Annotated in this window: 21 protein-coding genes and 1 pseudogene; 18 read left to right on the top strand and 4 right to left on the bottom strand. The window is 72.5% G+C overall.

Translation table 11 applies throughout. The annotated features are described in order from the left end of the window. Positions 1–138 precede the first annotated feature (138 nt). From ACFY9E_RS33845 to ACFY9E_RS33835, 3 genes are all read left to right on the top strand, one after another. Complete coding sequence (locus tag ACFY9E_RS33845; RefSeq protein ID WP_390990701.1) at positions 139–1,110, top strand: aldo/keto reductase; 972 nt, start codon at positions 139–141, stop codon at positions 1,108–1,110. Between the two features lie 89 nt (positions 1,111–1,199). Beyond that, complete coding sequence (locus ACFY9E_RS33840) at positions 1,200–1,751, top strand: TetR family transcriptional regulator (RefSeq protein ID WP_390990698.1); 552 nt, start codon at positions 1,200–1,202, stop codon at positions 1,749–1,751. Beyond that, positions 1,748–3,280: an MFS transporter gene (locus tag ACFY9E_RS33835; protein ID WP_390990696.1), complete on the top strand. Its 1,533-nt coding sequence runs from the start codon at positions 1,748–1,750 to the stop codon at positions 3,278–3,280. Before ACFY9E_RS33840 ends, ACFY9E_RS33835 begins: the two co-directional genes overlap by 4 nt. Before the next feature lie 143 nt (positions 3,281–3,423). On the opposite strand, the gene ACFY9E_RS33830 is transcribed toward ACFY9E_RS33835, so the two are convergent. Next, the gene (locus ACFY9E_RS33830; RefSeq protein ID WP_030842933.1) at positions 3,424–4,098 is read right to left on the bottom strand and encodes a 1-acyl-sn-glycerol-3-phosphate acyltransferase; all 675 of its coding nucleotides are present in this window, start codon (positions 4,096–4,098) and stop codon (positions 3,424–3,426) included. A gap of 386 nt (positions 4,099–4,484) precedes the next feature. Between ACFY9E_RS33830 and ACFY9E_RS33825 the strand changes: the two genes are divergently transcribed. The 3 genes from ACFY9E_RS33825 (at position 4,485) to ACFY9E_RS33815 (ending at position 6,785) form a co-directional block, all read left to right on the top strand. Continuing rightward, positions 4,485–5,645: a glycerophosphodiester phosphodiesterase family protein gene (locus tag ACFY9E_RS33825; RefSeq protein ID WP_390990694.1), complete on the top strand. Its 1,161-nt coding sequence runs from the start codon at positions 4,485–4,487 to the stop codon at positions 5,643–5,645. Positions 5,646–5,735: 90 nt separating this feature from the next. Further along, the gene (locus tag ACFY9E_RS33820; protein WP_390990691.1) at positions 5,736–6,230 is read left to right on the top strand and encodes a sigma-70 family RNA polymerase sigma factor; all 495 of its coding nucleotides are present in this window, start codon (positions 5,736–5,738) and stop codon (positions 6,228–6,230) included. 57 nt (positions 6,231–6,287) lie between these two features. Then, on the top strand, positions 6,288–6,785 hold the full coding sequence (locus ACFY9E_RS33815) for a GNAT family N-acetyltransferase (protein ID WP_390990912.1): 498 nt from the start codon (positions 6,288–6,290) through the stop codon (positions 6,783–6,785). Between the two features lie 94 nt (positions 6,786–6,879). On the opposite strand, the gene ACFY9E_RS33810 is transcribed toward ACFY9E_RS33815, so the two are convergent. Beyond that, positions 6,880–7,308: a hypothetical protein gene (locus tag ACFY9E_RS33810; RefSeq protein ID WP_390990689.1), complete on the bottom strand. Its 429-nt coding sequence runs from the start codon at positions 7,306–7,308 to the stop codon at positions 6,880–6,882. Beyond that, positions 7,289–7,648, bottom strand: a complete 360-nt coding sequence (locus ACFY9E_RS33805; RefSeq protein WP_390990687.1) for a hypothetical protein — start codon at positions 7,646–7,648, stop codon at positions 7,289–7,291. Before ACFY9E_RS33805 ends, ACFY9E_RS33810 begins: the two co-directional genes overlap by 20 nt. 69 nt (positions 7,649–7,717) lie before the next feature. On the opposite strand from ACFY9E_RS33805, the gene ACFY9E_RS33800 reads away from it, so the two are divergent. The 10 genes from ACFY9E_RS33800 (at position 7,718) to ACFY9E_RS33755 (ending at position 21,018) form a co-directional block, all read left to right on the top strand. Then, positions 7,718–8,368, top strand: a complete 651-nt coding sequence (locus ACFY9E_RS33800; protein ID WP_390990684.1) for an HAD-IA family hydrolase — start codon at positions 7,718–7,720, stop codon at positions 8,366–8,368. A gap of 376 nt (positions 8,369–8,744) precedes the next feature. After that, complete coding sequence (locus ACFY9E_RS33795) at positions 8,745–9,779, top strand: ATP-binding cassette domain-containing protein (protein ID WP_390990681.1); 1,035 nt, start codon at positions 8,745–8,747, stop codon at positions 9,777–9,779. Continuing rightward, positions 9,776–10,483 (top strand): methionine ABC transporter permease MetI, encoded by a 708-nt coding sequence (locus tag ACFY9E_RS33790; protein ID WP_390990678.1) that lies wholly within the window; start codon positions 9,776–9,778, stop codon positions 10,481–10,483. The genes ACFY9E_RS33795 and ACFY9E_RS33790 overlap by 4 nt, the downstream gene beginning before the upstream one ends. 63 nt (positions 10,484–10,546) lie before the next feature. After that, complete coding sequence (locus ACFY9E_RS33785; RefSeq protein WP_390990675.1) at positions 10,547–11,365, top strand: MetQ/NlpA family ABC transporter substrate-binding protein; 819 nt, start codon at positions 10,547–10,549, stop codon at positions 11,363–11,365. Between the two features lie 140 nt (positions 11,366–11,505). Then, the gene (locus ACFY9E_RS33780) at positions 11,506–12,138 is read left to right on the top strand and encodes a GNAT family N-acetyltransferase (protein WP_390990672.1); all 633 of its coding nucleotides are present in this window, start codon (positions 11,506–11,508) and stop codon (positions 12,136–12,138) included. A gap of 146 nt (positions 12,139–12,284) precedes the next feature. Beyond that, positions 12,285–13,505 carry a precorrin-6y C5,15-methyltransferase (decarboxylating) subunit CbiE gene (gene cbiE / locus ACFY9E_RS33775; RefSeq protein ID WP_390990669.1) on the top strand — a complete coding sequence of 407 codons (1,221 nt, stop codon included), beginning with the start codon at positions 12,285–12,287 and terminating at the stop codon, positions 13,503–13,505. A gap of 367 nt (positions 13,506–13,872) precedes the next feature. Then, positions 13,873–18,306 (top strand): nicotinate-nucleotide--dimethylbenzimidazole phosphoribosyltransferase, encoded by a 4,434-nt coding sequence (cobT, locus tag ACFY9E_RS33770; RefSeq protein WP_390990666.1) that lies wholly within the window; start codon positions 13,873–13,875, stop codon positions 18,304–18,306. Between the two features lie 185 nt (positions 18,307–18,491). Then, a complete protein-coding gene (gene cobA, locus ACFY9E_RS33765) occupies positions 18,492–19,733 on the top strand; it encodes a uroporphyrinogen-III C-methyltransferase (protein WP_390990663.1) in 1,242 nt (413 codons plus the stop codon). 64 nt (positions 19,734–19,797) lie between these two features. Beyond that, positions 19,798–20,616, top strand: a complete 819-nt coding sequence (locus tag ACFY9E_RS33760) for a TrmH family RNA methyltransferase (protein WP_390990660.1) — start codon at positions 19,798–19,800, stop codon at positions 20,614–20,616. A gap of 9 nt (positions 20,617–20,625) precedes the next feature. Next, positions 20,626–21,018, top strand: coding sequence for an NUDIX domain-containing protein (locus tag ACFY9E_RS33755; protein ID WP_390990658.1), 393 nt, complete (start codon positions 20,626–20,628; stop codon positions 21,016–21,018). A 54-nt stretch (positions 21,019–21,072) separates the two neighbouring features. On the opposite strand, the gene ACFY9E_RS33750 is transcribed toward ACFY9E_RS33755, so the two are convergent. Continuing rightward, positions 21,073–22,545 (bottom strand): protein kinase, encoded by a 1,473-nt coding sequence (locus ACFY9E_RS33750; RefSeq protein WP_390990655.1) that lies wholly within the window; start codon positions 22,543–22,545, stop codon positions 21,073–21,075. 195 nt (positions 22,546–22,740) lie between these two features. On the opposite strand from ACFY9E_RS33750, the pseudogene ACFY9E_RS33745 reads away from it, so the two are divergent. Both ACFY9E_RS33745 and ACFY9E_RS33740 read left to right on the top strand, forming a co-directional pair. Next, positions 22,741–23,043, top strand: a pseudogene (locus tag ACFY9E_RS33745) (hypothetical protein); the annotation flags it as partial. 201 nt (positions 23,044–23,244) lie between these two features. Then, entirely contained in the window at positions 23,245–23,451 is a 207-nt protein-coding gene (locus tag ACFY9E_RS33740) for a hypothetical protein (protein WP_030842984.1), read from the top strand. Positions 23,452–23,520 lie beyond the last annotated feature (69 nt).

Raw genomic sequence — 23,520 nt, 5'->3', positions numbered from 1 at the left:
CGGGGGGGGCTGGGCGCCGCGCGAACAGGCGAAGCGAACCGCACGCGCCGAAACACCGCAGCGGCCGGGTCCCGAGGCGAAGGTCATCGCGGGTTACGTTGTCCGGAAGCCACCGGAGCCGACCGAACGGAGCCGACGATGCCCTTCGCCCGCCTGGCCGCAGCGACAACCCCCACCTGCCACATCGGCCTCGGCCTCGCCGCCGTCGGACGCCCCGGCTACATCAACCTGGGCCGGGACGAGGACCTTCCCGCGGAGCGCACGGTCGATGCCCTGCGGGAACGCACCCACGAACTCCTCGACGCCGCCTACGCCCAAGGCGTCCGCTACTTCGACGCCGCCCGCTCCTACGGCCGCTCCGAGGAGTTCCTCGCCGACTGGCTCAAGGGCAGGCCCGGCCTCGACGACATCGTCGTGGGCAGCAAGTGGGGTTACACCTACACCGCCGGCTGGTCCACCGACGCCGAGAAGCACGAGGTCAAGGACCACGGACTCGCCACCTACGAACGGCAGCGCGCGGAGAGCGACGCCCTGCTCGGCGACCGCCTCGACCTCTACCAGATCCACTCGGTGACCCCGGACAGCCCGGCCCTCACCGACAAGGAGCTGCACGCGAAGCTCGCCGAAGCCGCCGCGCAGGGCCTCACCGTCGGCTTCTCCACCAGCGGCCCCGCCCAGGCGGAGGCGATCCGGGCGGCCCTGGCCGTGACGGTCGACGGCGAACCCCTCTTCCGTACCGTGCAGTCCACGTACAACGCGCTGGAGACCTCCGCCGGTCCCGCCCTCGCCGAGGCGCACGACGCCGGACTCACCGTGATCGTCAAGGAGGGCATGGCCAACGGCCGCCTCGCCGGGCCGCACGCCCCGGACGCCCTCAAGGAGATCGCCGACCGGACCGGACTGGGCTGCGACGCGGTCGCCCTGGCCGTGATCCTCCGGCAGCCCTGGGCCGGTGTCGTCCTCTCCGGCGCGGCCACCACCACCCAGCTCGCCTCGAACCTGCACGCCGCGGTGGTCGATCTCGACGACGACCAGCTGGCCCGCCTCGCCACGCTGGTGGAGGAGCCGCACACGTACTGGGAACGGCGCGGGCAGCTGCCCTGGCACTGATCACCCCTTTCCGCACGGCAGCACGACAGCCGTGAGGCACCCGCGCCCGGGATGAGACATCGCTGTCTCATATGGCTTATGGTTGTCTCATGGCTGTCGATCCTGAGCACATGCTGCGCGCCGCCGCCGCCCTGCTGACCCGCAAATCCACCGCGACGATGGACGAGGTCGCCAAGGCCGCCGGAATCAGCCGGGCCACGCTGCACCGGCACTTCGCCGGACGTGACGCCCTCGTCCGGGCGCTGGAGGAGCTCGGCATCGCGGAGTGCGAGGCCGCCCTGGACGCGGCCCGGCTCGACGAGGGCACCGCGAGTGAGGCCGTACGCCGGCTGGTCGGCGCCATCGAGCCCGCCGCCGGGCTGCTCGCGTTCCTCTACACCGAGAACCAGCTCTTCGAAGGCGAGGAGCAGAACGCGGGCTGGACCCGGATCGACGACCGGATCTCCGCCCTGTTCCGGCGCGGCCAGCTCAGCGGCGAGTTCCGCATCGACCTCACGCCCGCCTGGCTCACCGAGGCGCTGTACGGCCTGATGGCCTCCGGCGCCTGGATGGTGCACAGCGGCAAGGGCGCACCCAAGGACTTCCAGCACATGATCGTCGAGCTGCTGCTCGGCGGCGCAGTCAGGAGAGAGGAATCATGACCAGCACCTTGCGGCCGGCGGACCGCACCGAGGCGGTGGAGCGTCCGGGCCGCTGGCTCGCGCTCGGCGTACTCGTGCTCGCCGTGCTGCTGGTGGCCGTCGACGCGACCGTCCTCGGTCTCGCGACCCCCTACATCAGCGAGGACCTCAAGCCCTCCGGCACCCAGTTGCTGTGGATCGGCGACGTCTACTCGTTCGTCATCGCCGGCCTGCTGGTCTCCATGGGCAGCCTCGGCGACCGGATCGGCCGCAAGCGGATCCTGCTGGCCGGTGCCACGGCGTTCGGCGCGATATCCGTGTTCAACGCCTACGCCACGAGCCCCGAGATCCTGATCGTCGCGCGGGCGCTGCTCGGCGTCGCGGGCGCCACCCTGATGCCGGCCACGCTCGCCCTGATCCGCAACCTCTTCAACGACCCGCGCGAACGCAGTCTGGCCGTCGGCATCTGGGGCGCCACCGCCTCCGCCGGTACGGCCGTCGGCCCGATCGTCGGCGGGTTCCTGCTGGAGCACTTCTGGTGGGGCTCGGTCTTCCTCATCAACCTGCCCGTGATGGCCGTGCTCGTCCTCGTCGGGATCAAGCTGCTGCCCGAATCGCGCACCGCGAACCCCGGCCCCTGGGACCTGGCCAGCGTCGTGCTGTCGCTGGTCGGCATGATCGGCGTGGTGTACGCGATCAAGGAGGCCGCCACCCACGGTTTCGCCTGGAGCACCCTGGCCGCGGGCCTGCTGGGCGCGGCGGCCCTGTACGGGTTCGTCCGCCGGCAGCTCAGGCTGCCGATCCCGCTGCTGGACATGCGGCTGTTCCGCAACCGCGGCTTCAGCGGGGCGGTGCTGGCCGACCTGCTGACCATCCTCGGTCTGTCCGGGCTGGTGTTCTTCCTGTCCCAGTACCTGCAACTCGTGCAGGGCAGGCGTCCGTTCGAGGCCGGTCTTGCGGAACTGCCCGCGGCGATCGGCGCGGTGGTGGCCGGACTGCTCGCGGGGCGTGCGGCCCGGCGCTTCTCGGTACGGGCCGTCGTCTCCGGGGGCCTCGCGGCCATCGGCCTAGCGCTCGCCGCGCTCACGGTGCTCGGACAGTCCACCGGCTACCCGCTGCTCGGGACCGCGCTGCTGGTGGTCGGCGTCGGCGCCGGATTCTCCTTCACGGTGACCGCCGACGTGATCCTGTCCAGCGTGCCCAAGGAGCAGGCGGGCTCCGCGTCCGCCGTCTCCGAGACCGCGTACGAACTCGGTGCCGCGCTCGGTATCGCCGCGCTCGGGTCGATCGTGACCGGCGTCTACCGCGACTTCACCGGCCCCGCGGGTACACCCGCCGCGGCCCACGAGTCGCTGGGCGGTGCCGTCGAGGCGGCCGGGAGCATGCCCGCCCACAGCGCCGCGACGATGCTGGACGCGGCCCGCACGTCCTTCGTGGACGGCCTGGCACTCGCGGCGGGCGTGGGTGCGGCGGTCCTGCTGGCAGCGGCGGTGGCGGCGTGGTTCCTGCTACGGGGCCAGAAGCTGGAGAGCGGACGGAACCACGCGTGACTCCGCCCGCCGGACGTCCCCGAGGTCATGCCCTCGGGGGCGCGGGAACAGCGGGACAAGCCCCACTCACCCGCGGCCGCCTCCGGTCCGAGGCCGCCCCTGCGCGTCGCGCCCACTCGGGGCCACGCCCGCGTCCGAGATGACTACGCCGCTTCCTTCGCCTTGCTCGCGTACATGTCCACGTACTCCTGACCGGACAGCCGCATGACCTCGGTCATCACCGAGTCGGTCACCGCCCGCAGGACATAGCGGTCCCGGTCCATCCCCTCGTACCGGGAGAACTCCATCGCCTCGCCGAACCGCACGGTGACCTTGCCGGGACGGGGGAGTCCCGCACCACCCGGCTGCAGCTTGTCGGTGCCGATCATGGCGAAGGGCACCACGGGCGCACCCGTCATCAGGGTCAGCCGGGCGATGCCCGTCCGCCCCCGGTACAGGCGCCCGTCGGGCGACCGCGTCCCCTCCGGGTAGATCCCGAACATGCGGCCCTCCTCCAGCACGCGACGGCCGGTCATCAGCGCGGCGACACCACCCCGGCCACCGTCGCGATCCACCGGGATCATGCCGACGCCCGTGAAGAACCAGGCCATCAGCCGGCCCTTGAGGCCCTTTCCGGTCACGTACTCGTCCTTGCCGATGAACACGACCTGACGGTCGCAGACCAGCGGCAGGATCATCGAGTCGATGAACGTCAGGTGGTTGCCGGCGAGGATGACCGGGCCAGTGCCGGGAATGTGCTCCGCACCCTCCACCTGTGGGCGGAACATCAGGCGCATGATCGGGCCGAGCACTGCCTTGATGAGCGCGAAGCGGGACAACGGACCCTCCGGTGTCAAGGGGTTCTGTATGAGTCTGTGCAGGTGAGGACGATACTCGTGGCCCCGGGCATCGCGCACATCGGGCACGGCGACTTCACCGAGGCCTTACGCACTGTTGACGCGTGTTTACCTGCGGTGGCGTGCCTCCGACGGCGTGTAACGCGGCCGACACGATGTGACGCACATCGCCCCGGGCCCACCGCACGCGTTCCCAGAACCGGCGGACCGAATCGCGGGCGGATGCGACGAACCGTCAACTCATCCTCCCCACCAGCCACTACGACATCCGACATCACCCGCGTGTTCCGCCCGGGGTCTCCCGCCGGTCATGTACGCGCCCCTACGATCAGCGCGCACTGACGAGCCGAACGGCAGGGAGGGCGCTCATGGGAACGCAGGAGTCGAACGAAGAAACGAGCGGTACCGGACGGCGAGCCCTGCTCGGCGCGGCGGTGCTCGGCGCCGGCGGCGCGGTCCTCGGCATGGCCGGCACGGCACGAGCCGACGGCGCCCGGCACGGCGGCGGCGTGCGGAGCCTGCCCAAGCCGACGATCATCGGCCACCGCGGGGCCAGCGGCCACCGCCCGGAGCACACCTTCGGTTCGTACCAGCTGGCCCTCGACATGGGTGCCGACATCGTCGAGGCGGGCGACCTGGTGCCGACGAAGGACGGGCACCTGGTCTGCCGTCACGAGCCCGAGATCGGCGGCACCACGGACGTCGCCGACCACCCCGAGTTCGCCGCTCGCAAGAAGACCAAGCTGCTCGACGGCGTCTCCACCACCGGCTGGTTCACCGAGGACTTCACGCTCGCCGAGCTGAAGACGCTGCGCGCGATCGAGCGCATCCCGGCCAACCGCCCGCACAACACCCTCTACGACGGCCGCTGGGAGATCCCCACCTTCGAGGAGGTCCTCAGGTGGCAGGACGAGCAGACGCGCAAGCGCGGCAAGCAGGTGTGGATCTACCCCGAGCTCAAGCACCCCACCTACTTCCGCAAGCAGGGCCTGCCGCTGGAGGAGCGCGTCGCCAAACTGCTGCGCAAGTACCGCAAGGACCGGCGCACGTCCCCGGTCATCCTCCAGTCCTTCGAGCCGACCAGCGTCCAGCGCCTGCACAAGCTCGTCGACAACCCGCTGGTCGTCCTGCTGTCCTCGGCCGGCTCCCGCCCCTGGGACTTCGTCGAAACCGGCGACCCGCGCACGGTCGCCGACCTGGTCAAGCCGGCCGGTCTGCGGGAGATCGCCTCCTACGCGCAGGGCATCGGCCCGACCCTGGACCTGGTCATCCCGCGCGACGCCCAGGGCAACCTCACCCAGCCGACGACGCTGGTCTCCGACGCGCACCGGGTGGGTCTGATCCTGCACCCGTACACCATGCGCAACGAGAACCCCTTCCTGCCCGCGAACTTCCGCAAGGGCGCGGAGGCGGACGCCTACGGTGACGTCTTCGCCGCGTACCGGACGTACTTCGCGACCGGCATCGACGGCGTCTTCACCGACCAGCCCGACACGGGCCTGCTGGCCCGCGCGGACTTCAACGGCTGAGGGCGTCAACACCTGAGCTCACGCCCCCCGGTCGGGTGAGCTTCGGCCGCCCGGGCAACCCGACGCCCGGGCGGTCGCGTCGCTCCGCATATGACGCACGACCTGGTCACCGCCCTGCGCCCGCTGCTCACCGCCGAGGCCTCCGCGGAGGCATATTCCACCGGAACCGAGCCGGGCGACCTGGAACAGGCGGTCTGGCTCCGCCTGCTGGAACGCCTCGACGCGGAGGGCCCGCCGCTGGACCCCGAGGAGTGGCTTCGCCGTGCCGTCCGTTCCGAGGCGCGCCGCACCCGCCGTACCAGCCGTCTCGAACGGCCGTATGCCGGTGATCCGGTCGACGACGGCGGCCATGACCCCGAACAGCTCGCCCTCGCAGCCGCCCGCGGCCGGGCCCTGCGCGAGGCCGTGCGCCGCCTCCCCGGCCGCTGCCCCCGGCTCCTGGAGGCCCTGCTCTCGCCGAAGGACCTGACATACCGGGAAATCGCAGGGGAGTTGGGTATCTCACAGGGGAGTCTTGGCCCGGAACGTTCCAGATGCCTGGGATGTCTGAGGAGATTGCTCACGCCGGAGGTTGCGGCCCGCTGAGGACGGGGATAGGAGTGGGGGACGACTGGTGATCAGATGAGCGGGAGGCGTGCGCACATGGGCATGAGCGTGACCATCTCTGCGGCGACCGAGCAGGACGCGGAGCAGATTTTCAGGCTGCAGTACCTGTGCTTCCAGACGGAGGCGGCGCTGTACGGGAATTACCGCATCGACCCGCTCGTCCAAACCCTCGACTCGGTCCGCGAGGAGGTCACCCGCGACTGCGTCTTCGTGGCCCGGCTCGGCGAGGAAGTTGTCGGCTCGGTCCGCGGCTCGGTCACCGAGGACGGCGCCGCCGCGATCGGCAAGCTCTGCGTCCACCCCCGCCTCCAGGGCCACGGCATCGGCGCCCGCCTTCTGCGAGCGGCCGAAGCGGCCCTCGCCGACCGGCACGGCGCCACCCGTTTCCGCCTCCACACCGGCCACCGCAGCGAGGGCAACCTCCGCCTCTACCGCAAGGTCGGTTACGTCACGGTGGGCACGTCCCAGGGCGCCGACGGCGTACCGATGATCGTCCTCGAGAAGCCGGCCGGCGCTTACGCGGCGACGGCTTGATCACGCCCCTCCGGGGGCGCGGGATCGTGTCGATGTGCGGCTCCGCCGCGTGGGCGCGATCAGCCGCACAGGGCCCGCGGCCGCCTGACGCGTCTCAGGCGGCATCCTCCTCGGACACGCCCTTGCGCAACCAGTAGATGGCGGACAGCGGCAAGAGCACGGGAATGAAGAGGTACCCCATCCCGAAGTCGGACCACACGGTCGCGTCCGGGAAGGCGGACGGCTCGGCCAAGGTCCAGGTCCCCACCGTCAGCACGCCCACCAGTTCCGCGACACAGCACACCAGCGCCGCCCGCCGGGCCGTCTCTCCACCCCGGACCAGCGAGTACGTGATGAACCCGTACACGACACCGGCCACCGCCGACAGCGAGTACGCCAGCGGCGCCCGGTCGAACTCCGTCGCGATCTGATACGCGGACCGGGACACCGCCCCCACGACCATCACGCCGTACAGCCACACCAGCAGCGTGCCCGGCCCGCTGGTCAGCCGCCGCCGGCTCACCTCAGCCTCCCCAGATGTCATGGAGACGCACCTCCAGCACCGCCAGCACCACACCGCCGGCGGCCACCGTCACCGACCCCCACCGGGTCCGCTCGGCCAGCGACATGAACCCCGCCGCCGGGACGCACGCGAACGCCCCCAGCAGATACGCCACGAAGATCGTCGTGCCCTGCTCCGGCTTCTGACCCCGCGCCAGCAGCACGATCCCCACCACCAGCTGGATCAGCGACAGCAGCGTGACCACGGCCATCCCGATGAAGTGCCAGTCCTTCGTCGGCTGGTCACGGTAGGCCGCCCAGCCGCACCAGGCGGCGAGCAGCAGCGCGGCGACGCCGGTCACCAGCGTCAGGGCATCAAGCATGCTGCGACCTTATTACGGCCGAAAAGGCCCGATGCCTCCGGCCCTGGCCTGCACCGTAGGGTCGAAGGCATGACGATCCACGCCCAGGCCCTGCTGTTCGACAACGACGGAACCCTCGTCTCCTCCCTCGCCTCGGTGGACCGCTGCTGGACGCGGTGGGCCGGGGAGTACGGGATCACGGCCGAGGAGTTCGCACGCGTCGAGCTGCACGGCCGGCCGGCCGCCGAGATAGCCGCCGACCTGCTGCCCGCCGAGGTCGTGCCGCAGGCCGTCGCGAGGATCGAGGACCTGGAGGTGGACGACGTGCCCAACGGCGGTGTCCACCTGCTGCCGGGCACCCGCGACTTCCTCGACTGCCTGCCGGCCGACCGCTGGGCCGTCGTCACCTCCGCCACCCGGCGGCTCGCCGAAGCCCGCCTCGACGCCGTCGGCATCCTGCCCAAGACCCTTGTCGCCGCCGACGACATCACGCGCGGCAAGCCCGACCCCGAGCCCTACCTGCTCGCCGCCCGCGCGCTCGGTGTCGACCCGGCGCACTGCGTCGTCTTCGAGGACGCCCCCGCGGGCCTCACGGCCGGCCGCGCCGCCGGCATGACCACCGTGGCGTTGACCACAACCCACCAGGCCCGCGAACTCCACGCCGATCTGGTCGTCGAGAACCTGGCGGCCCTGTCCGTGCTGGTCACCGAGCAGGGCGTGGAGATCTCCCCGCGCGGCTGAGGTGACACCGGCTCCGTCCACCGCTGTCCAGCATCCGGACAGCGGAGGGCCGGTCAGGTCCGTACGCATGTTTTACTGACGACATGACCACGACGAGCGACCGCATCCCCGCGACCGAGGCGACCATGACGCCCGGTGCTCGTTGTATGTGTCGAATGTGCGCCTTCTAGAGGGCCCCCGCACCACCCCCTGAGCTCGCGCCCCGAAGCGAGACGCGGCCCGTCCGCGCGCCCTGAGCGCCGCGTGACCCGAAGCCGCCCCGCGCACATGTTCTCCCCGGTTCCACTCTCCAGCGAGAACCGTGTCGCGTCCCTGACCGAATGCACCTGTGCCCGGGCACACCCACGCCCGCGCACTCGACAGTGACGGAATCCCAGTGATCACCACCTCGGGTCTGACCAAGGTCTACCGTGCACGCGGCCGCGAGGTCACCGCCCTGGACGGCGTCGACCTGCACGTCCGCGAAGGCGAGGTGTACGGCGTCATCGGCCAGTCCGGCGCCGGCAAGTCCTCGCTCATCCGCTGCGTCAACCTGCTGGAACGCCCCACCTCCGGCACCGTGACCGTCGCCGGGCAGGACCTCACCGCCCTGGCCGGCCGCGGCCCGCGCGCCGGAAAGGAACTGCGCCGGGCGCGCAGCCGTATCGGCATGGTCTTCCAGCACTTCAACCTGCTGTCCTCCCGGACCGTCCAGGACAACGTCGAGCTGCCGCTGGAGATCCTCGGGAAGTCCGGGCAGGAACGCTCGCGCAAGGCACTGGAGCTGCTCGACCTGGTCGGCCTCGCCGACCAGGCCAAGGCCTACCCCGCCCAGCTCTCCGGCGGCCAGAAGCAGCGCGTCGGCATCGCCCGCGCCCTCGCCGGCGACCCGAAGGTGCTGCTCTCCGACGAGGCCACCAGCGCCCTCGACCCGGAGACCACCCGCTCCATCCTGGCGCTGCTGCGCGACCTGAACCGGCAACTGGGCCTGACCGTCCTGCTCATCACCCACGAGATGGACGTCGTGAAGTCGGTCTGCGACTCGGCCGCCCTCATGGAGAACGGGCGCATCGTCGAGTCCGGCACGGTCACCGAGCTCCTCGCGACCCCCGGTTCCGAACTCGCCGCCGCGCTGTTCCCGCTCGACGGCGAGGCCTCCGGCGAGGACCGCACCGTCGTCGACGTCACCTTCCAGGGCGAGAGCGCCACCCAGCCCGTCATCTCGCAGCTCGCCCGTACCTACAACATCGACATATCGATCCTCGGCGCGGCCATCGACACCGTCGGCGGCCTCCAGGTCGGCCGGATGCGCATCGAACTGCCCGGCCGCTACGAGGACAACGTCGTGCCGATCGGCTTCCTGCGGGAAAAGGGGCTCCAGATCGACGTCCCGGGCCGCGAGTCCGAACTGGTGAAGGAAGGTGCCAAGTGACCTGGTCCGAGATGCAGCCCCTGCTGGAGCAGGCGTGTTGGGACACCCTTTACATGGTCGGCTGGTCCACGCTCATCGCCGTCGTGGGCGGGCTGCCGCTCGGCATCCTGCTGGTGCTCACCGACCGCGGGGGCCTCCTGCAGAACGTCGCCGCCAACAAGGTCATCGGGCAGATCGTGAACATCGCCCGCTCCCTGCCGTTCATCATCCTGATGGTCGCGCTGATGGGCTTCACCCGCTCGATCACCGGGACGACCATCGGCGTCGAGGCCGCCATCGTGCCGCTCGCCGTCGGCGCCATCCCGTTCTTCGCGCGCCTGGTCGAGACGGCCGTCCGCGAAGTGGACCACGGGCTCGTCGAGGCCGTGCAGTCCATGGGCGGCAACACCTGGACCATCGTCCGCAAGGTCCTCGTCCCCGAGTCGCTGCCCTCACTGATCTCCAGCACCACCACCACGATCGTCGCCCTCATCGGCTACTCCGCCATGGCGGGCACCGTCGGCGCCGGAGGCCTGGGCGACATCGCCATCCGCTACGGCTACCAGCGCTTCGAGACCCAGCTGATGTGGATCACCGTCGCGATCCTCGCCGTCGTCATCTCGGTCATCCAGTTCGCCGGCGACTACGCGGCCCGCTCCCTGCACCGCCGCGGCGCCCACTCGGGTCCCGCCCCCAAGCTGCGGCTGCTCAAAGCCGCCTCCTGAACCCCCCCGTACACCCATCACGGGGCCGCACCACTCGCAAGGTCATAAGGAAAGGCACTTTTCGTGCGTAACACCGCCAGGATCACCACCGCCGTCCTCGCCGCCGGAGCCCTCACTCTCGGGCTCAGCGCCTGCGGCGCGGACAGCTCCGACACCGACGGACCCCTGATCGTCGCCGCCAGCCCCGTCCCGCACGCCGAGATCCTCACCTACGTCAAGGATCACCTGGCGAAGAAGGAGGGCCTCGACCTGCAGGTCAAGGAGTTCACCGACTACGTCACGCCGAACACGGCGACGCAGGACGGCTCCGTCGGCGCCAACTACTTCCAGAACAAGCCGTACCTCGACGACTTCAACAAGAAGAACGGCACCGACATCGTGCCCGTCGTCACGGTCCACCTGGAGCCGCTCGGCCTCTACTCCCACAAGGTCGAGAAGGCCGACGACCTGAAGAGCGGTGCGACCGTCGCCATCCCGAACGACACGGTCAACGAGGCCCGCGCCCTCAAGCTCCTCGCGGCCAACGGGCTCATCACCCTCAAGGCGGGCGTCGGCAACGAGGCGACCCCCTCCGACATCACCAAGAACCCCAAGAACCTGAAGTTCAAGGAGCTGGAGGCGGCCCAGACCCCGCGCTCCCTCGAGGACGTGGACGCCGCCGTGGTCAACGGCAACTACGCCATCGAGTCCGACCTCAAGCCGTCCGAGGACGCCCTCGTCCTGGAGTCCCCGAAGAACAACCCCTACGGCAACTTCCTCGCCGTGAAGAAGGGCAACGAGGACGACCCGCGGGTGAAGAAGCTCGCCAAGCTCCTCACCTCGCCCGAGGTGAAGAAGTTCATCCAGGACAAGTACGCCGGCTCCGTGCTCGCCTCCTTCTGAGCCCCGCCCGGCACCCCGCGCACCCGGGGTCCTCCCTCATCCGGTGGGGGAGGGCCCCATGATGCGGATCAGTGCTTTCATGCTGCATGCTGGGCAGTTCAGCATGCCCTGAAGGTTCACCGAAGGTTACGGAGCGGCGGATGACGAGCACCTTCCCCAACATCTCCATCAGCACGGAGCGGTTGGTGCTGCGTCCCCTCGACGAAGACGACGTCGTCGCCCTGGCCGCGATGATGAACGACGAACAGGTGGCGGCCTGGACCTCCGTGCCCCAGCCGTTCACCGAAAGCGGCGCCCGCACCTGGATCACCGAGTACGCCCCCGCGCAGCGCACCGGGGGGCACGGAATCGACTTCGCCGTCACCGAGTTCCTCACCCAGCGCCTGGTAGGCGTCATCCAGCTCGGCAGGACCAACTGGCACGTACGCTCCACCGAACTGTCGTACATCATCGCCCCCTGGGCCCGCGGTGAGGGCTACGCCTCCGAGGCCGCCCTGGCCACCGCCCAGTGGCTCCTGGGGGACCAGAAGTTCGAACGCATCGAACTGCGCACGGCGGCCGACAACACCGCCTCCCAGCAGGTCGCCCAGAAGATCGGCTGTATCAGCGAGGGCGTGCTGCGCAACGCCTGTATAGCCCGGGCCCGTGCCGAGGACGGCACATGGACCGACGTACGCACCGACTTCATCGTCTGGAGCCTGCTCCCCGAGGACCTGGAAGGCGTGGGCGACCAGCTCCGCGACGGCTTCACGTCCTTCGGCGACTGGAACTAGGCCGGAACCACCCGGAGGACGACGGTGACGACCGCACCGGCGCTCCCTCCGACACCTCCACCGGGTACCCTCACGGAGCCCGCTCGCGGGCTGCCTCCCCTGACGCCACGCAGACGACCTGCGAAAACCCCTGGAGACTGACGACGATGGCCGACCGGGTCACGGTGATCGGCTGGGACGGTTCGCCGCTGACCGCCGCGGCGAGCGCCGCCCTGGGTGCCGCCACGCTCGTGGCCGGTGCCGCCCACCACCTGGCGCTCCCCGAGGTTCCCGCCGGCGCCGAGCGCATCCGCCTCGGCAGTGTCGCCCTCGCCGCCCGCCGGATCGCCGGCCACCGCGGCACAGCCGTCGTGCTCGCCGACGGCGACCCCGGCTTCTTCGGCGTGGTACGCACCCTGCGCGCCCCGGAGTTCGGCCTCGAAGTGGAGGTCGTGCCCGCCGTCTCCTCCGTCGCCGCCGCCTTCGCCCGCGCGGGCATGCCCTGGGACGACGCACAGGTGGTCGTCGCACACCCCCGCACCCTGCGCCGCGCGGTGAACGTATGCCGCGCCCACACCAAGGTGGCGGTCCTCACCTCACCCGGCGCCGGCCCGGCCGAACTCGGCCTGCTTCTCGAAGGAGTCCACCGCTCCTTCGTCATCTGCGAGGAACTCGGCACCGCGCGCGAACGCGTCTCCGTCGTCACCTCCGACAAGGCCGCCGACCACACCTGGCGCGACCCCAACGTCGTCATCGTCCTCGGCGGCCCGGCCCGGCCCGGCACCGCGGGGGAGGCCGGCGGCTGGATCTCCGGCCGCGACCCGTCCGCCGGACCGCGCGGCTGGACCCTGCCCGCCGACGCCTACGGCGCGGACCTCGGCGAAGGCGAGACCCAGCTGCTGCGCGCCTCCCAACTCGCCCACCTGGGGCCCCGCGTCGGTGACCTCGTGTGGGACATCGGCTGCGGCAGCGGCGCCTTCGCCATCGAGGCGGCCCGCGCCGGCGCCGCGGTCCTCGCCGTCGACAGCGACCGGGCCGCCTGCGCCCGCACCGACGCCGCGGCCCGCCGTCTCGGCGTGCAGCTCCAGATCGTGCACGGCACCGCCCCGCACATCCTGGAGAACCTCCCCGAACCGGACGTCGTCCGCGTCGGCGGCGGGGGAGCGGCCGTCGTCTCGGCGGTCGCCGACCGCCGCCCGCAGCGCATCGTCACGCACGCCGCCACCCGCGACGCCGCCGAACTCATCGGCCGCGACCTGACCGAGCACGGCTACGGCGTCGAGTGCGCCCTGCTGCAGTCCGTCGAACTCGACACCCGGGCCTGGACGGAGAAGGAACGGAGTGTCGCGTTCCTGCTCAGCGGCGTGCTCCCGCGGCGCGGTGCCTGACCCCGCCGACGTCCCCGTGATCGGGTTGTCGTACCGCGCGCGGTAGGCTGGCCGATCGCTGCACCGCACAAGGACGCCCGGCGCTTCGTCGGTCAATGTCCGGAAAACCCGCCCGTTTTGGGGGGTGTGTGGTACGGCAGAACCGGAGGACGCGCAACGTGGCGCAGTCCACAGCGGAACCGTCGCGGATCAAGCTGCCGTGGGGGTGGTTCGACCGCGACAATGCCAGTGAATGGCTTTGTCGCCTTTTCCGGACGGACCGTTCGTGCCGCTGGGGACGCACGCTCGTTCTTCACTGCGGGGCGGTCGGTGCGCCGTTCCGGGCGAGCTGGTCGTAGGAGCACTAACCGATGGGCGAGGGGTACGCATGACCGACACCGGCCAGGTCCCGGGCGAGGGACTGCCGGAGAGCGCAGGCATGGTGGAGCAGCCGGGCGCCCCCGCGCACGGTGCGTACACCTACCTCTCCGAAACCACCGCCGAGGACGAAGACCTGCTGCTCCTGCCGGGCGCCCAGGGCGCCTGGGGCAACGAGGTCCCTCCGCCCGCGCCGGAGCCGGTCCTCGAGACCGTGCACCAGCCGGGCCCGCACGAGATCTCCGGCCGCGACAGCGGCTCGGTCGACCTCGGAGGCGTCCGCCTGCCCGACCCGCCGCCGATCCCGCCCATCACCCCGCGCCGGCCGCTGCACCTCGGCCCGCCGCTGCCCGACAGTTCCGCCAGCCCGGTCCGCTCCCTCGCCGACCGCGGCCCCGCCGACGCGCCCGTACGACAGCCGGCGCCCTCCTCGGCAGGCCCCGAGTACCTCGACGGTTCCCGCGCCCCGGAGACGCCCTCGGCTCCCGCCGCGCCCTGGGGCGCACAGGTCACGCACCCGGCCCAGGTGAGCGCCGGGGCGGCGCCTGCGGAAACGGTTGTTCCGGCGACGGAACCGATGGGCACCGCCCAGGCGGCCGCGGCCCCCGCGACGACGGAGACGAGCCACACGACACCGCCGGCTCCGGCCGAGGCCGCCCATGCCGTGCCCGCGGAGGGTAGGGCCGACGGGGAAGACCCTGCCGGCGAGGGCGTCGACCCGGCAGAGCACCGGACGGCCACCGCCGGGGACGGTCAGGCCGCCCCCGTGGCGGTCGCGGGCGACCCGCAGGGGATGGACGTGGGACCGGCGGAAGGTCAGGCCGCCGCGTCCGAGGCCGGACACCTCCCCGCGGCAGAACCGATCGTCGCGGGTGACCCCGCCGGTGCGAGTACCGGTCCGGGCGCGGGCGGAACGGCCGCTGCCGAGCACGTCGTGCCCGCTCAGGCACACAACCCCACGGACACCGGTGCCGTCCCGGCGGAGCACCAAGTGGCCGCCGCCGAAGCCGCCCGGGCGGCCGGGGCCGGCCACGCCGTTCCCGAACAGGACACGGCCGTCGCGGGTGACCCCGCCGGTGTCACGGCTGGTCCGGACGCCGCCCAGGTGGCTGCGGCCGAGGCCGGAGCCGTAGCCGCTCCGGGAGTTGAGGTGCCGCCGGCTGCGGAGTCGGCGCCGGTGGCGGAGGACGCCCCCCAGAGCGCTGGGACTTCCGGACCGGAGGCCGCAGGCGAACAGGCCCCGCCGGCCGCCGCCGAGCAGGCCGTGGCCCCGGCTCCCGCCCCGGATGCCGGCCGGCTTCCCGAAGCGGTCCCGTTCCCGGAGGCCGCCTCCGGTCCGGAGCATGCCGTCGTGGCTCCGTCCGAGGCCGCCGGTGCGCAGGCCACCACTCAGGTACCGGGCGGGGCGACTTCGGACGCCGTCGCTCACCCGCCGGTAGCGGCCCCCGAGGCCGTTGCGCAGACGCCGGCAGCGGGCGCTGCCCCCGAGGCTGCCGCACCGGTTTCGGAGGCGACCGCTCCTGTGGCTGCCGCACCGGTCCCGGACACCACCGCCGAGGCTGCACCGGTTCCGGACGCGACCACTCCTGTGGCTGCTGCCCCGGTCCCGGACGCGACCACTCCTGTGGCTGCTGCCCCGGTTCCGGACGCGACCACTCCTGTGGCTGCTGCCCCGGTCCCGGACGCGACCGCTGCTGTGGCTGACGCAACCGCCGAGGCCGTCGCACAGGTCCCTCACGTCACTGGCCCCGAGGCAGCTGCGCCGGCTCTGGACGCGACCGCCCCCGCGGCTGCCGCGCCGCTCCCGGACGCCGCCCCCGTGGCTGCCGCGGAAGCCCCCGTACCGGCCCCGGACGCGACCGCTCCCGAGGCTGCCGCACCGATCGCTCACGCCACGGCCTCTGCCGCACCCGACGCCGCCGCACCGGAGCAGGTCCTCCCCGCCGGAGACGCCGCTCCCCAGCCCTCGGCGGCCTCCGACGGCGTGCCGACCGCCCAGCAGCCCGAGGCGACGCTCCCTCAGACCCCCGCTCCCGGCCCTGAAGCGCCCGGCCAGGTCGCCCCCGCCCCGGCTCCTGAGCCGGAGTCGGACGGCCGGGCAGGGGCCGCTCCCTCCGCCGAGGCCACCGCCCCGGTCCCGGTCCCGATCCCGGTCGCCGAAACCGCCGTGCCCGCCGACGCCCCCGCTCCCGCCGCGCCGGAGACCGCACAGGAAACCGCCCCGGAAGCACCTGCCCCGGCCCAGCCCTCCGCGGCGACGGCTCCCGGCGAGGCCCCGGCCCCCGTACCCCCTCAGGCACCGGAGGCGCCCGTGCCCGATCCCGCCGCCGACGCAGCGGTCCCGGCTGACGCCCCCGAGGCGGTCGCCGACGCCCCCGCTGCCGAAACCGTGGCGCCCGACGCGGCCCCCGAGACCCCGGCACCCGCCGAGGACGTCACCGTCGTACTCCCGGCCCCCGCCGCTGCCCCGGTCGCGGACGAGTCGGCCGGGCAGCCCGTGCAAGGCCCGCAGCAGTCCCTGCCGGCACCGTCCGAGACGCTGGAGCCCCCCGCACCCATGACCACCGTCCCGGCACCCCGCGACGGCGACGCCGAACTCGCACAGAACGCCGACGACCTGGACACCCGGGCCGCCGAACAGGAAGACCTGGCCGACCAGGAACGCCGAGAAGAGAGCGCGGCCGCAGTGGCAGAAGCCCGACAGTCCACCGGTCCCGCCGCCCCCGGCTACGACCCCGCCGAGCGCGAGGCCGTCCTGAAGGTCATGCGCGAACGCCGTGACATCCGCAACGGCTTCCGCAGCGACCCGATCCCGCACGAGGTGCTTCTGCGTGTCCTGGAGGCCGCCCACCACGCGCCCTCCGTGGGTCACTCGCAGCCGTGGGACTTCGTCGTGATCCGCTCCGCCGACACCCGGCGGGCGATGCACGAACTGGCCATGCGCCAGCGTGACGCCTACGCGAAGTCCCTCCCCAAGGGCCGGGCCAAGCAGTTCAAGGAACTGAAGATCGAGGCCATCCTCGACACACCGGTGAACATCGTCGTCACCGCCGACCCGACCCGCGGCGGCCGCCACACCCTCGGCCGCCACACCCAGCCCCAGATGGCTCCGTACTCGGCCGCCCTGGCCGTGGAGAACCTCTGGCTCGCCGCCCGCGCCGAAGGCCTCGGCGTCGGCTGGGTCAGCTTCTTCGACGAGCGCGAGATGGTCCGCGCCCTCGGCTTGCCCGAGCACCTCGAGATCATCGCCTACCTGTGCGTCGGCTACGTCGACGAATTCCCGGACGAGCCCGAGCTGTTGCAGGCCGGCTGGTCCAAGCGCCGCCCGCTGTCCTGGGTCGTGCACGAAGAGACATACGGCCGCCGTGCCCTGCCCGGAGAGGAACCCCACGACCTGCTCGCCGAGACCGTCGCGCAGATCCGCCCGCTGGACGCCAAGGCGCTCGGCGAGGCGTGGGAGCGCCAGAAGCGTATGACCAAGCCGGCCGGTGCGCTGGGCATGCTGGAGATCATCTCCGCCCAGCTGTCCGGCCTGTCCCGCCAGTGCCCGCCGCCCATCCCGGAGCCCGCCGCCGTCGCGATCTTCGCGGGCGACCACGGTGTGCACGCCCAGGGCGTCACCCCCTGGCCGCAGGAGGTCACGGCCCAGATGGTGGCCAACTTCCTCGGCGGTGGTGCCGTCTGCAACGCCTTCGCCACCCAGGTCGGCGCCGAGGTCTGCATCGTGGACGTGGGCGTCGCCGCCGACCTCCCGGCCACCCCGGGCCTGCTGCCGCGCAAGATCCGTGGCGGTACGTCCGACATGACGACCGGGCCCGCGATGACGCGCGAGGAGGCCAGGCAGGCCATCGAGGTCGGCATCGAAACCGCCCGCGACCTGGTCGCCGCCGGCAACAAGGCCCTGCTGACCGGTGAGATGGGTATCGCGAACACCACCGCGTCCGCCGCCCTGATCTCGGTCTTCACGGGTGCGGACCCGGCCGAGGTCACGGGCCGGGGCACCGGCATCAACGACGAGACCCTCGCCCGCAAGACCGAGGTCGTGCGCCGGGCCCTGGAACTCCACCAGCCGGACCCGGCCGACCCGATCGGCGTGCTCGCCGCGATCGGCGGCTTCGAGCACGCGGCCATCGTCGGTCTCCTTCTCGGGGGCGCCTCCCTGCGGACGCCGGTCATCCTGGACGGCGTCAGCGCCGGGGCCGCCGCCCTGGTCGCCCGCGCGATCGCCCCGGAGGTCCTGGCCGCGTGCATCGCGGGCCACCGCAGCGCCGAGCCGGGTCATGTCGCAGCCCTCAACAAGCTGGGCCTGCGGCCCCTGGTCGACCTCGACCTCCGCCTCGGCGAGGGCACCGGCGCCCTGCTCGCCCTCCCGCTGGTGCAGAGCACGGCCCGGGCGATGCACGAGGTGGCGACGTTCGATTCGGCGGGAGTGACGGAGAAGTAGGGCTCCCGTCGTCCGCGTAGGCCGGTGGGCGGGCGTTCCGCAGGACGGGGTGCCCGCCCGCCGCCCGCCCACCGGCAGAGGGCCCCCGGTGCCCAGCCACCGGACCACTCGTGCCGCCCTCACCCCTGCCCATTAAAATCCGCACGTCAGGGCACTGAACACCGCCGCAACAGGAGCCGCACCTCATGGCCGAACACCCCGCCTACCCCGTAGGCCTCCGCCTCACCGGCCGCCGCGTGGTCGTCCTCGGCGGCGGCCAGGTCGCCCAGCGCCGCCTTCCGGCCCTGATCGCGGCGGGCGCGGACGTCCTCCTCGTGTCTCCCGAGGCCACCCCCTCCGTCGAGGCCATGGCGGACGCCGGCGAGATCACCTGGGAGCGGCGCCCGTACGCGGAGGGCGACCTCGCGAACGCCTGGTACGCCCTGATCGCCACCAGCGATGCCGAGGCCAACACCGCGGCCTCGGCCGAGGCGGAGCGCCACCGCGTCTGGTGCGTCCGCTCCGACGACGCCGACCGGGCGACGGCCTGGACCCCGGCCACCGGTCACAGCGAGGGCGTCACGGTCGCCGTCCTCACCACCGACGCCAAGGGCCGCGACCCCCGCCACACCGCCGCCATCCGCGACGCGGTCGTCGAAGGCCTGCGCGACGGCACCCTCGTCGCCCCGCACCACCGCACCCGCACCCCGGGCGTCGCCCTGGTCGGCGGCGGGCCCGGCGACCCGGACCTGATCACCGTGCGCGGCCGCCGGCTGCTCGCCGAGGCCGACGTGGTCATCACCGACCACCTCGGCCCGCGTGACCTGCTCGCCGAACTGTCCCCGGGCGTCGAGGTGATCGACGCGGCGAAGCTGCCCTTCGGCAGGTTCATGGCCCAGGAAGCGATCAACGACGCCCTGATCGAGCACGCGCGCAAGGGCAAGTCGGTCGTCCGGCTCAAGGGCGGCGACCCCTTCGTCTACGGTCGCGGCATGGAGGAGGTCCAGGCGCTGGCCGAGGCCGGCATCCCGTGCACGGTCGTGCCCGGCATCTCCAGCTCCATCTCCGTCCCGGGCGCCGCCGGCATCCCGGTCACCCACCGGGGCATCGCCCACGAGTTCACCGTGGTCAGCGGCCACATCGCCCCCGACGACGAGCGCTCCCTGGTCGACTGGCCGTCCCTGGCCAAGCTGACCGGCACGCTGGTGATCCTCATGGGCGTCAGCACGATCGGCAAGGTCGCCGAGACGCTCATCGCGCACGGCAAGTCCCCGGACGCACCGGTCGCCCTGGTCCAGGAGGGCACGACGGCCGGCCAGCGCCGTGTCGACGCCACCCTCGCGACGGTCGCGGAGACCGTACGGAGCGAGGACGTGAAGCCCCCGGCGGTCATCGTCATCGGCGACGTCGTGACGGTCGGCCCCGAGGCCCCCGCACCCCGCAAGTAACCCCGGGTAACACAACCTGTACCCAGCCGTTGGCACCGCACCCAGGACAAGGCAGTATCACCCTGTGGCCGATCTCATCACCGTCGAGGATCCCGACGACCCGCGTCTGCGCGACTACACCGGCCTGACCGACGTGGCACTGCGCCGCAAGCGCGAACCCGCCGAGGGCCTGTTCATCGCCGAGGGCGAGAAGGTCATCAGAAGGGCCAAGGAAGCCGGCTACGAGATGCGCTCCATGCTGCTCTCGGCCAAGTGGGTCGACGTCATGCGCGACGTCATCGACGAACTCCCGGCCCCGGTCTACGCCGTCAGCCCGGAACTCGCCGAGCAGGTCACCGGCTACCACGTGCACCGCGGCGCGCTCGCCTCCATGCAGCGCAAACCCCTGCCCACGGCCGCCGGCCTCCTCGGGGCCGCCCGCCGCGTCGTCATCATGGAGTCGGTCAACGACCACACCAACATCGGCGCGATCTTCCGCTCGGCCGCCGCCCTCGGCATGGACGCCGTCCTGCTCTCGCCGGACTGCGCCGACCCCCTGTACCGCCGCAGTGTGAAGGTCTCCATGGGTGCGGTCTTCTCGGTGCCGTACGCCCGTCTGGACACCTGGCCCAAGGGCCTGGAGTCGGTCCGCGAGGCGGGCTTCACCCTCCTCGCCCTCACCCCCGACGAGAAGGCCCGGCCCCTCGACGAGGCCGCGCCGCACACCATGGACCGCGTGGCCCTCATGCTCGGCGCCGAGGGCGACGGCCTGTCCACCCAGGCCCTGGTCGCCGCCGACGAGTGGGTCCGCATCCCCATGTCCCACGGCGTCGACTCCCTCAACGTGGGCGCGGCGGCGGCCGTGGCCTTCTACGCCGTGGCCACCGGCCGGCCCCAGGTCTAGGGGTCCCGCGTGGAGCAGCGCGAGGCCGTCGTCGCCGTCCTCCTGCGCGGTGACCGCCTCCTCGCCGTGCGGCGCGGACCGGCGGTCGTCCGCCCCGGCTACTGGCAGCCCGTCAGTGGCAAGGTCGAGCCCGGGGAGACCCAGGAGCAGGCGGTCGTCCGGGAGGTGCGCGAGGAGGTCGGCCTCACCGTCGTGCCGGAGGCGAAGGTCTGGGAGTCGGAGACCGACGACCACCGCTTCCGCCTCCACTGGTGGACCGCCCGCGCGGACACGGGCGAGGTGGTCCCCGACCCGCGCGAGGTCGCCGAGACCCGCTGGGTCACCCCCCGGGAGTTCCTGGCCCTGGACCCGGTCTTCGACGGCGACCGCGCGTTCTTCGAACGGATCCTGCCGCAGCTGTGACGCCCCGCTGACCAGCCGGCCGTCGTCCTACGCCGGAGTCCTGCGGCCGGAGCCCTACGGTGCGAAGTCCTGCGGCACGGAGTCCTGCGGTCTGAAGCCCTGCGGGCCGTCGTCCTGCCCGACGTGCTCCTGCCGTACGACGCCCCCTTCGCCGCCCAGCCCCCGCGCCGGGCCCTGGCAGCCCTGCACCAGGGCGATGCCGACCGCCACCAGCAGCGTCACCACGACGAACACGAACAGCCGCTGCCGCAGCAGCCGCGGATTGGCGGGCCGTAGCCCGGTCCCCGTGTTCCTCGGCCCCTGACGCCCGGTGCCGCTGTGCGGAGCGGGACGGCTGCCGCCGGCCGACCGGGCTCCGTCGCGCCCGGTGGGGGTCGGCCGCGATCCGGACCGCGACGGGGCGCCGCCGCGCGAGCCGCTGGGCCCGCGCAACGGGGCCCTGCCACGGCTTCCGCCACCCGTCGACCGGTTCCCGCCCCGCGTACCGGCCCCGCCCTGGGAAGGCGTACCGTCCGGCGACGGATGGCCGTCCCGGGACGGCGAGGAGCCCCGCGGCGGGGGAGTGCCCCGCCCTCGCTGCGCCCCGGACGCGCCCGCGCCCTGCTGTCCCTGCGGACGGCGGGTCCGCTCGGGGTAGGTGTCGGCGGGCCGCTCGGTCTCGGCGCCGCGTGGCGCGGGCGGCCGGACCCCGGCGAGGTCCTGCGACTCCCGGGCCGCGATCTCCTTGAGCCGCAGCGACAGTTGCAGTGTGCTGGGCCGCTCCTCGGGGTCCTTCGCCAGGCACGCCCGGACGAGCGGAGCCAGCGCGTCGGGCACGCCGTGCAACTGCGGCTCCTCGTGCACGACGCGGTACAGCATCACCTCGGAACTGCCGTGCCCGAACGGCGAGTCGCCCATGGAGGCGTACGCGAGCGTGGCACCGAGCGAGAACACGTCCGTGGCCGGTGTGACGGCGGCCCCCCGCACCTGCTCCGGTGCGAGGAAGCCCGGCGAGCCGACGGCCGTGCCGACGTGGGTGAGCGTCGAGGCGCCGGTGGCCCAGGCGATGCCGAAGTCGATGATCCGCGGCCCCTTCGGGGACAGCAGGATGTTGGACGGCTTCAGGTCCCGGTGCACCACCCCGGCCTCGTGCACGGCCACCAGGCCCTCCGACAGGGCGGCACCGACGGCCGCGACATCGGCGGCGCCGAGTGGCCCCTCGGCCGCGACCTTGTCGTGCAGGGAAGGGCCGGGCACGTACTGGGTGGCGAACCAAGGGCGGTCCGCGTCGAGGTCGGCGGCGACCAGCCGGGCGGTACAGCCGCCGCGGATCCGCCGGGCCGCCGAGACCTCGCGTGCGAACCGGGAGCGGAACTCCTGATCCTCCGCCAGGTCGGGCCGGATGACCTTGAGCGCGACCCGTTGCCCCTTCTTGTCGGAGCCCAGGTAGACCACGCCCATCCCGCCCGCGCCGAGCCGTCTGTGAAGCCTGAACGAGCCGACGACGCGCGGGTCCTCGCGCCTCAGGCGCATCATCGCCATGTTCATCCCCGCTGCCCGGTCCTGTGACGAGCCACAGCTTACGTTTCCACGGCCGCCCGCGCGCAGAGGCCGCGCCCTCTCAGGGTGATGGATTGTCAGTGGTGGGCGGGAGAGTTGAAAGGCGGTCAGGGAGGGCGCGAAGAGGCGGACTTCGCCCAATCGGTGCTCCCAACCGCCCGTCGCAGAAGGGGGATTGATCCTGTGAAGGGTGATCGTGTGGAGATGGTCGTGGATGCGGGGGACACGACGCGCGCGTATGAGGTGGTGGCGAGCAGGGCGGGCCGCAGGGTGGAGACGGCGGTACGCCGAGGTGTCGTGGACGTGAGCGAAGTCACCCGGTGGGGGTCCCCCCACGCCGTTCACGCAGTGGGGGAAGGGGCGGTCGTACGTACCGCCCCTTCATGGCGAATCGGGTGCCGGCCCTGGTGGAGCAGCCGATTCCGAGGGAGAAAGCCGGACACAGCGGATTGAGCCGGGCGTCCCGTCGGGGAAGACCCTGAGACGCGCGTCCCCGTCTCCAACCAGGGGAGTACATCGCAGGTGGCTCCTCATCCTCCGGGAGGCCCGGCAATCGGTACGAGGGCATGACGCCCGGGAAGGGCCGGACGCCTAGATTTGAGGTCAAGCGGCGGGTGCAGCACTCGTCCCCCGAGGTCAGACGCCCGCCGCTGCACACGACAACCGAGAACGGTCAGGAGAGGGACCATGGCCCAGACGGCTCCGCGGACGCTGCTCCGCGAAGAGGGACGCAAGGTGTACGCCGCAGCGTTCCGCCGCCGGCAGGGCCGTCGCCACCCGGTGGTGGCGACGCTGATGGCCCTTCCCCTGGCGGTCCTGCTCCTCCTCGTCTTCGACGGGTGGGAGACAGTGGCCACACAGGCGTCGTCCGTGGGCGAGATGCTGGGGCGCTGAGCGGCGACCCCAGGCCCGGAAGAGCGGTCCGGGCGGGGACATCCCACCCATGAAACCCCGTGGGGACGG

It is taken from the genome of Streptomyces sp. NPDC012466 (genome assembly GCF_042955215.1).
Taxonomy (GTDB): Bacteria; Actinomycetota; Actinomycetes; order Streptomycetales; family Streptomycetaceae; genus Streptomyces.
Note: the sequence above shows the minus strand (reverse complement) of the source record. Positions and strands in the feature narration are given on the sequence as shown.

Bases quoted from the DNA above. Each gene is read 5' to 3' on its own strand.
- ACFY9E_RS33845 (WP_390990701.1), top strand. From the start codon at position 139: ATGCCCTTCGCCCGCCTGGCCGCAGCGACAACCCCCACCTGCCACATC.
- ACFY9E_RS33840 (WP_390990698.1), top strand. From the start codon at position 1,200: ATGGCTGTCGATCCTGAGCACATGCTGCGCGCCGCCGCCGCCCTGCTG.
- ACFY9E_RS33835 (WP_390990696.1), top strand. From the start codon at position 1,748: ATGACCAGCACCTTGCGGCCGGCGGACCGCACCGAGGCGGTGGAGCGT.
- ACFY9E_RS33825 (WP_390990694.1), top strand. From the start codon at position 4,485: ATGGGAACGCAGGAGTCGAACGAAGAAACGAGCGGTACCGGACGGCGA.
- ACFY9E_RS33820 (WP_390990691.1), top strand. From the start codon at position 5,736: ATGACGCACGACCTGGTCACCGCCCTGCGCCCGCTGCTCACCGCCGAG.
- ACFY9E_RS33815 (WP_390990912.1), top strand. From the start codon at position 6,288: ATGGGCATGAGCGTGACCATCTCTGCGGCGACCGAGCAGGACGCGGAG.
- ACFY9E_RS33810 (WP_390990689.1), bottom strand. From the start codon at position 7,308: ATGACATCTGGGGAGGCTGAGGTGAGCCGGCGGCGGCTGACCAGCGGG.
- ACFY9E_RS33805 (WP_390990687.1), bottom strand. From the start codon at position 7,648: ATGCTTGATGCCCTGACGCTGGTGACCGGCGTCGCCGCGCTGCTGCTC.
- ACFY9E_RS33800 (WP_390990684.1), top strand. From the start codon at position 7,718: ATGACGATCCACGCCCAGGCCCTGCTGTTCGACAACGACGGAACCCTC.
- ACFY9E_RS33780 (WP_390990672.1), top strand. From the start codon at position 11,506: ATGACGAGCACCTTCCCCAACATCTCCATCAGCACGGAGCGGTTGGTG.
- cbiE (WP_390990669.1), top strand. From the start codon at position 12,285: ATGGCCGACCGGGTCACGGTGATCGGCTGGGACGGTTCGCCGCTGACC.
- cobT (WP_390990666.1), top strand. From the start codon at position 13,873: ATGACCGACACCGGCCAGGTCCCGGGCGAGGGACTGCCGGAGAGCGCA.
- cobA (WP_390990663.1), top strand. From the start codon at position 18,492: ATGGCCGAACACCCCGCCTACCCCGTAGGCCTCCGCCTCACCGGCCGC.
- ACFY9E_RS33750 (WP_390990655.1), bottom strand. From the start codon at position 22,545: ATGAACATGGCGATGATGCGCCTGAGGCGCGAGGACCCGCGCGTCGTC.
- ACFY9E_RS33740 (WP_030842984.1), top strand. From the start codon at position 23,245: ATGGCCCAGACGGCTCCGCGGACGCTGCTCCGCGAAGAGGGACGCAAG.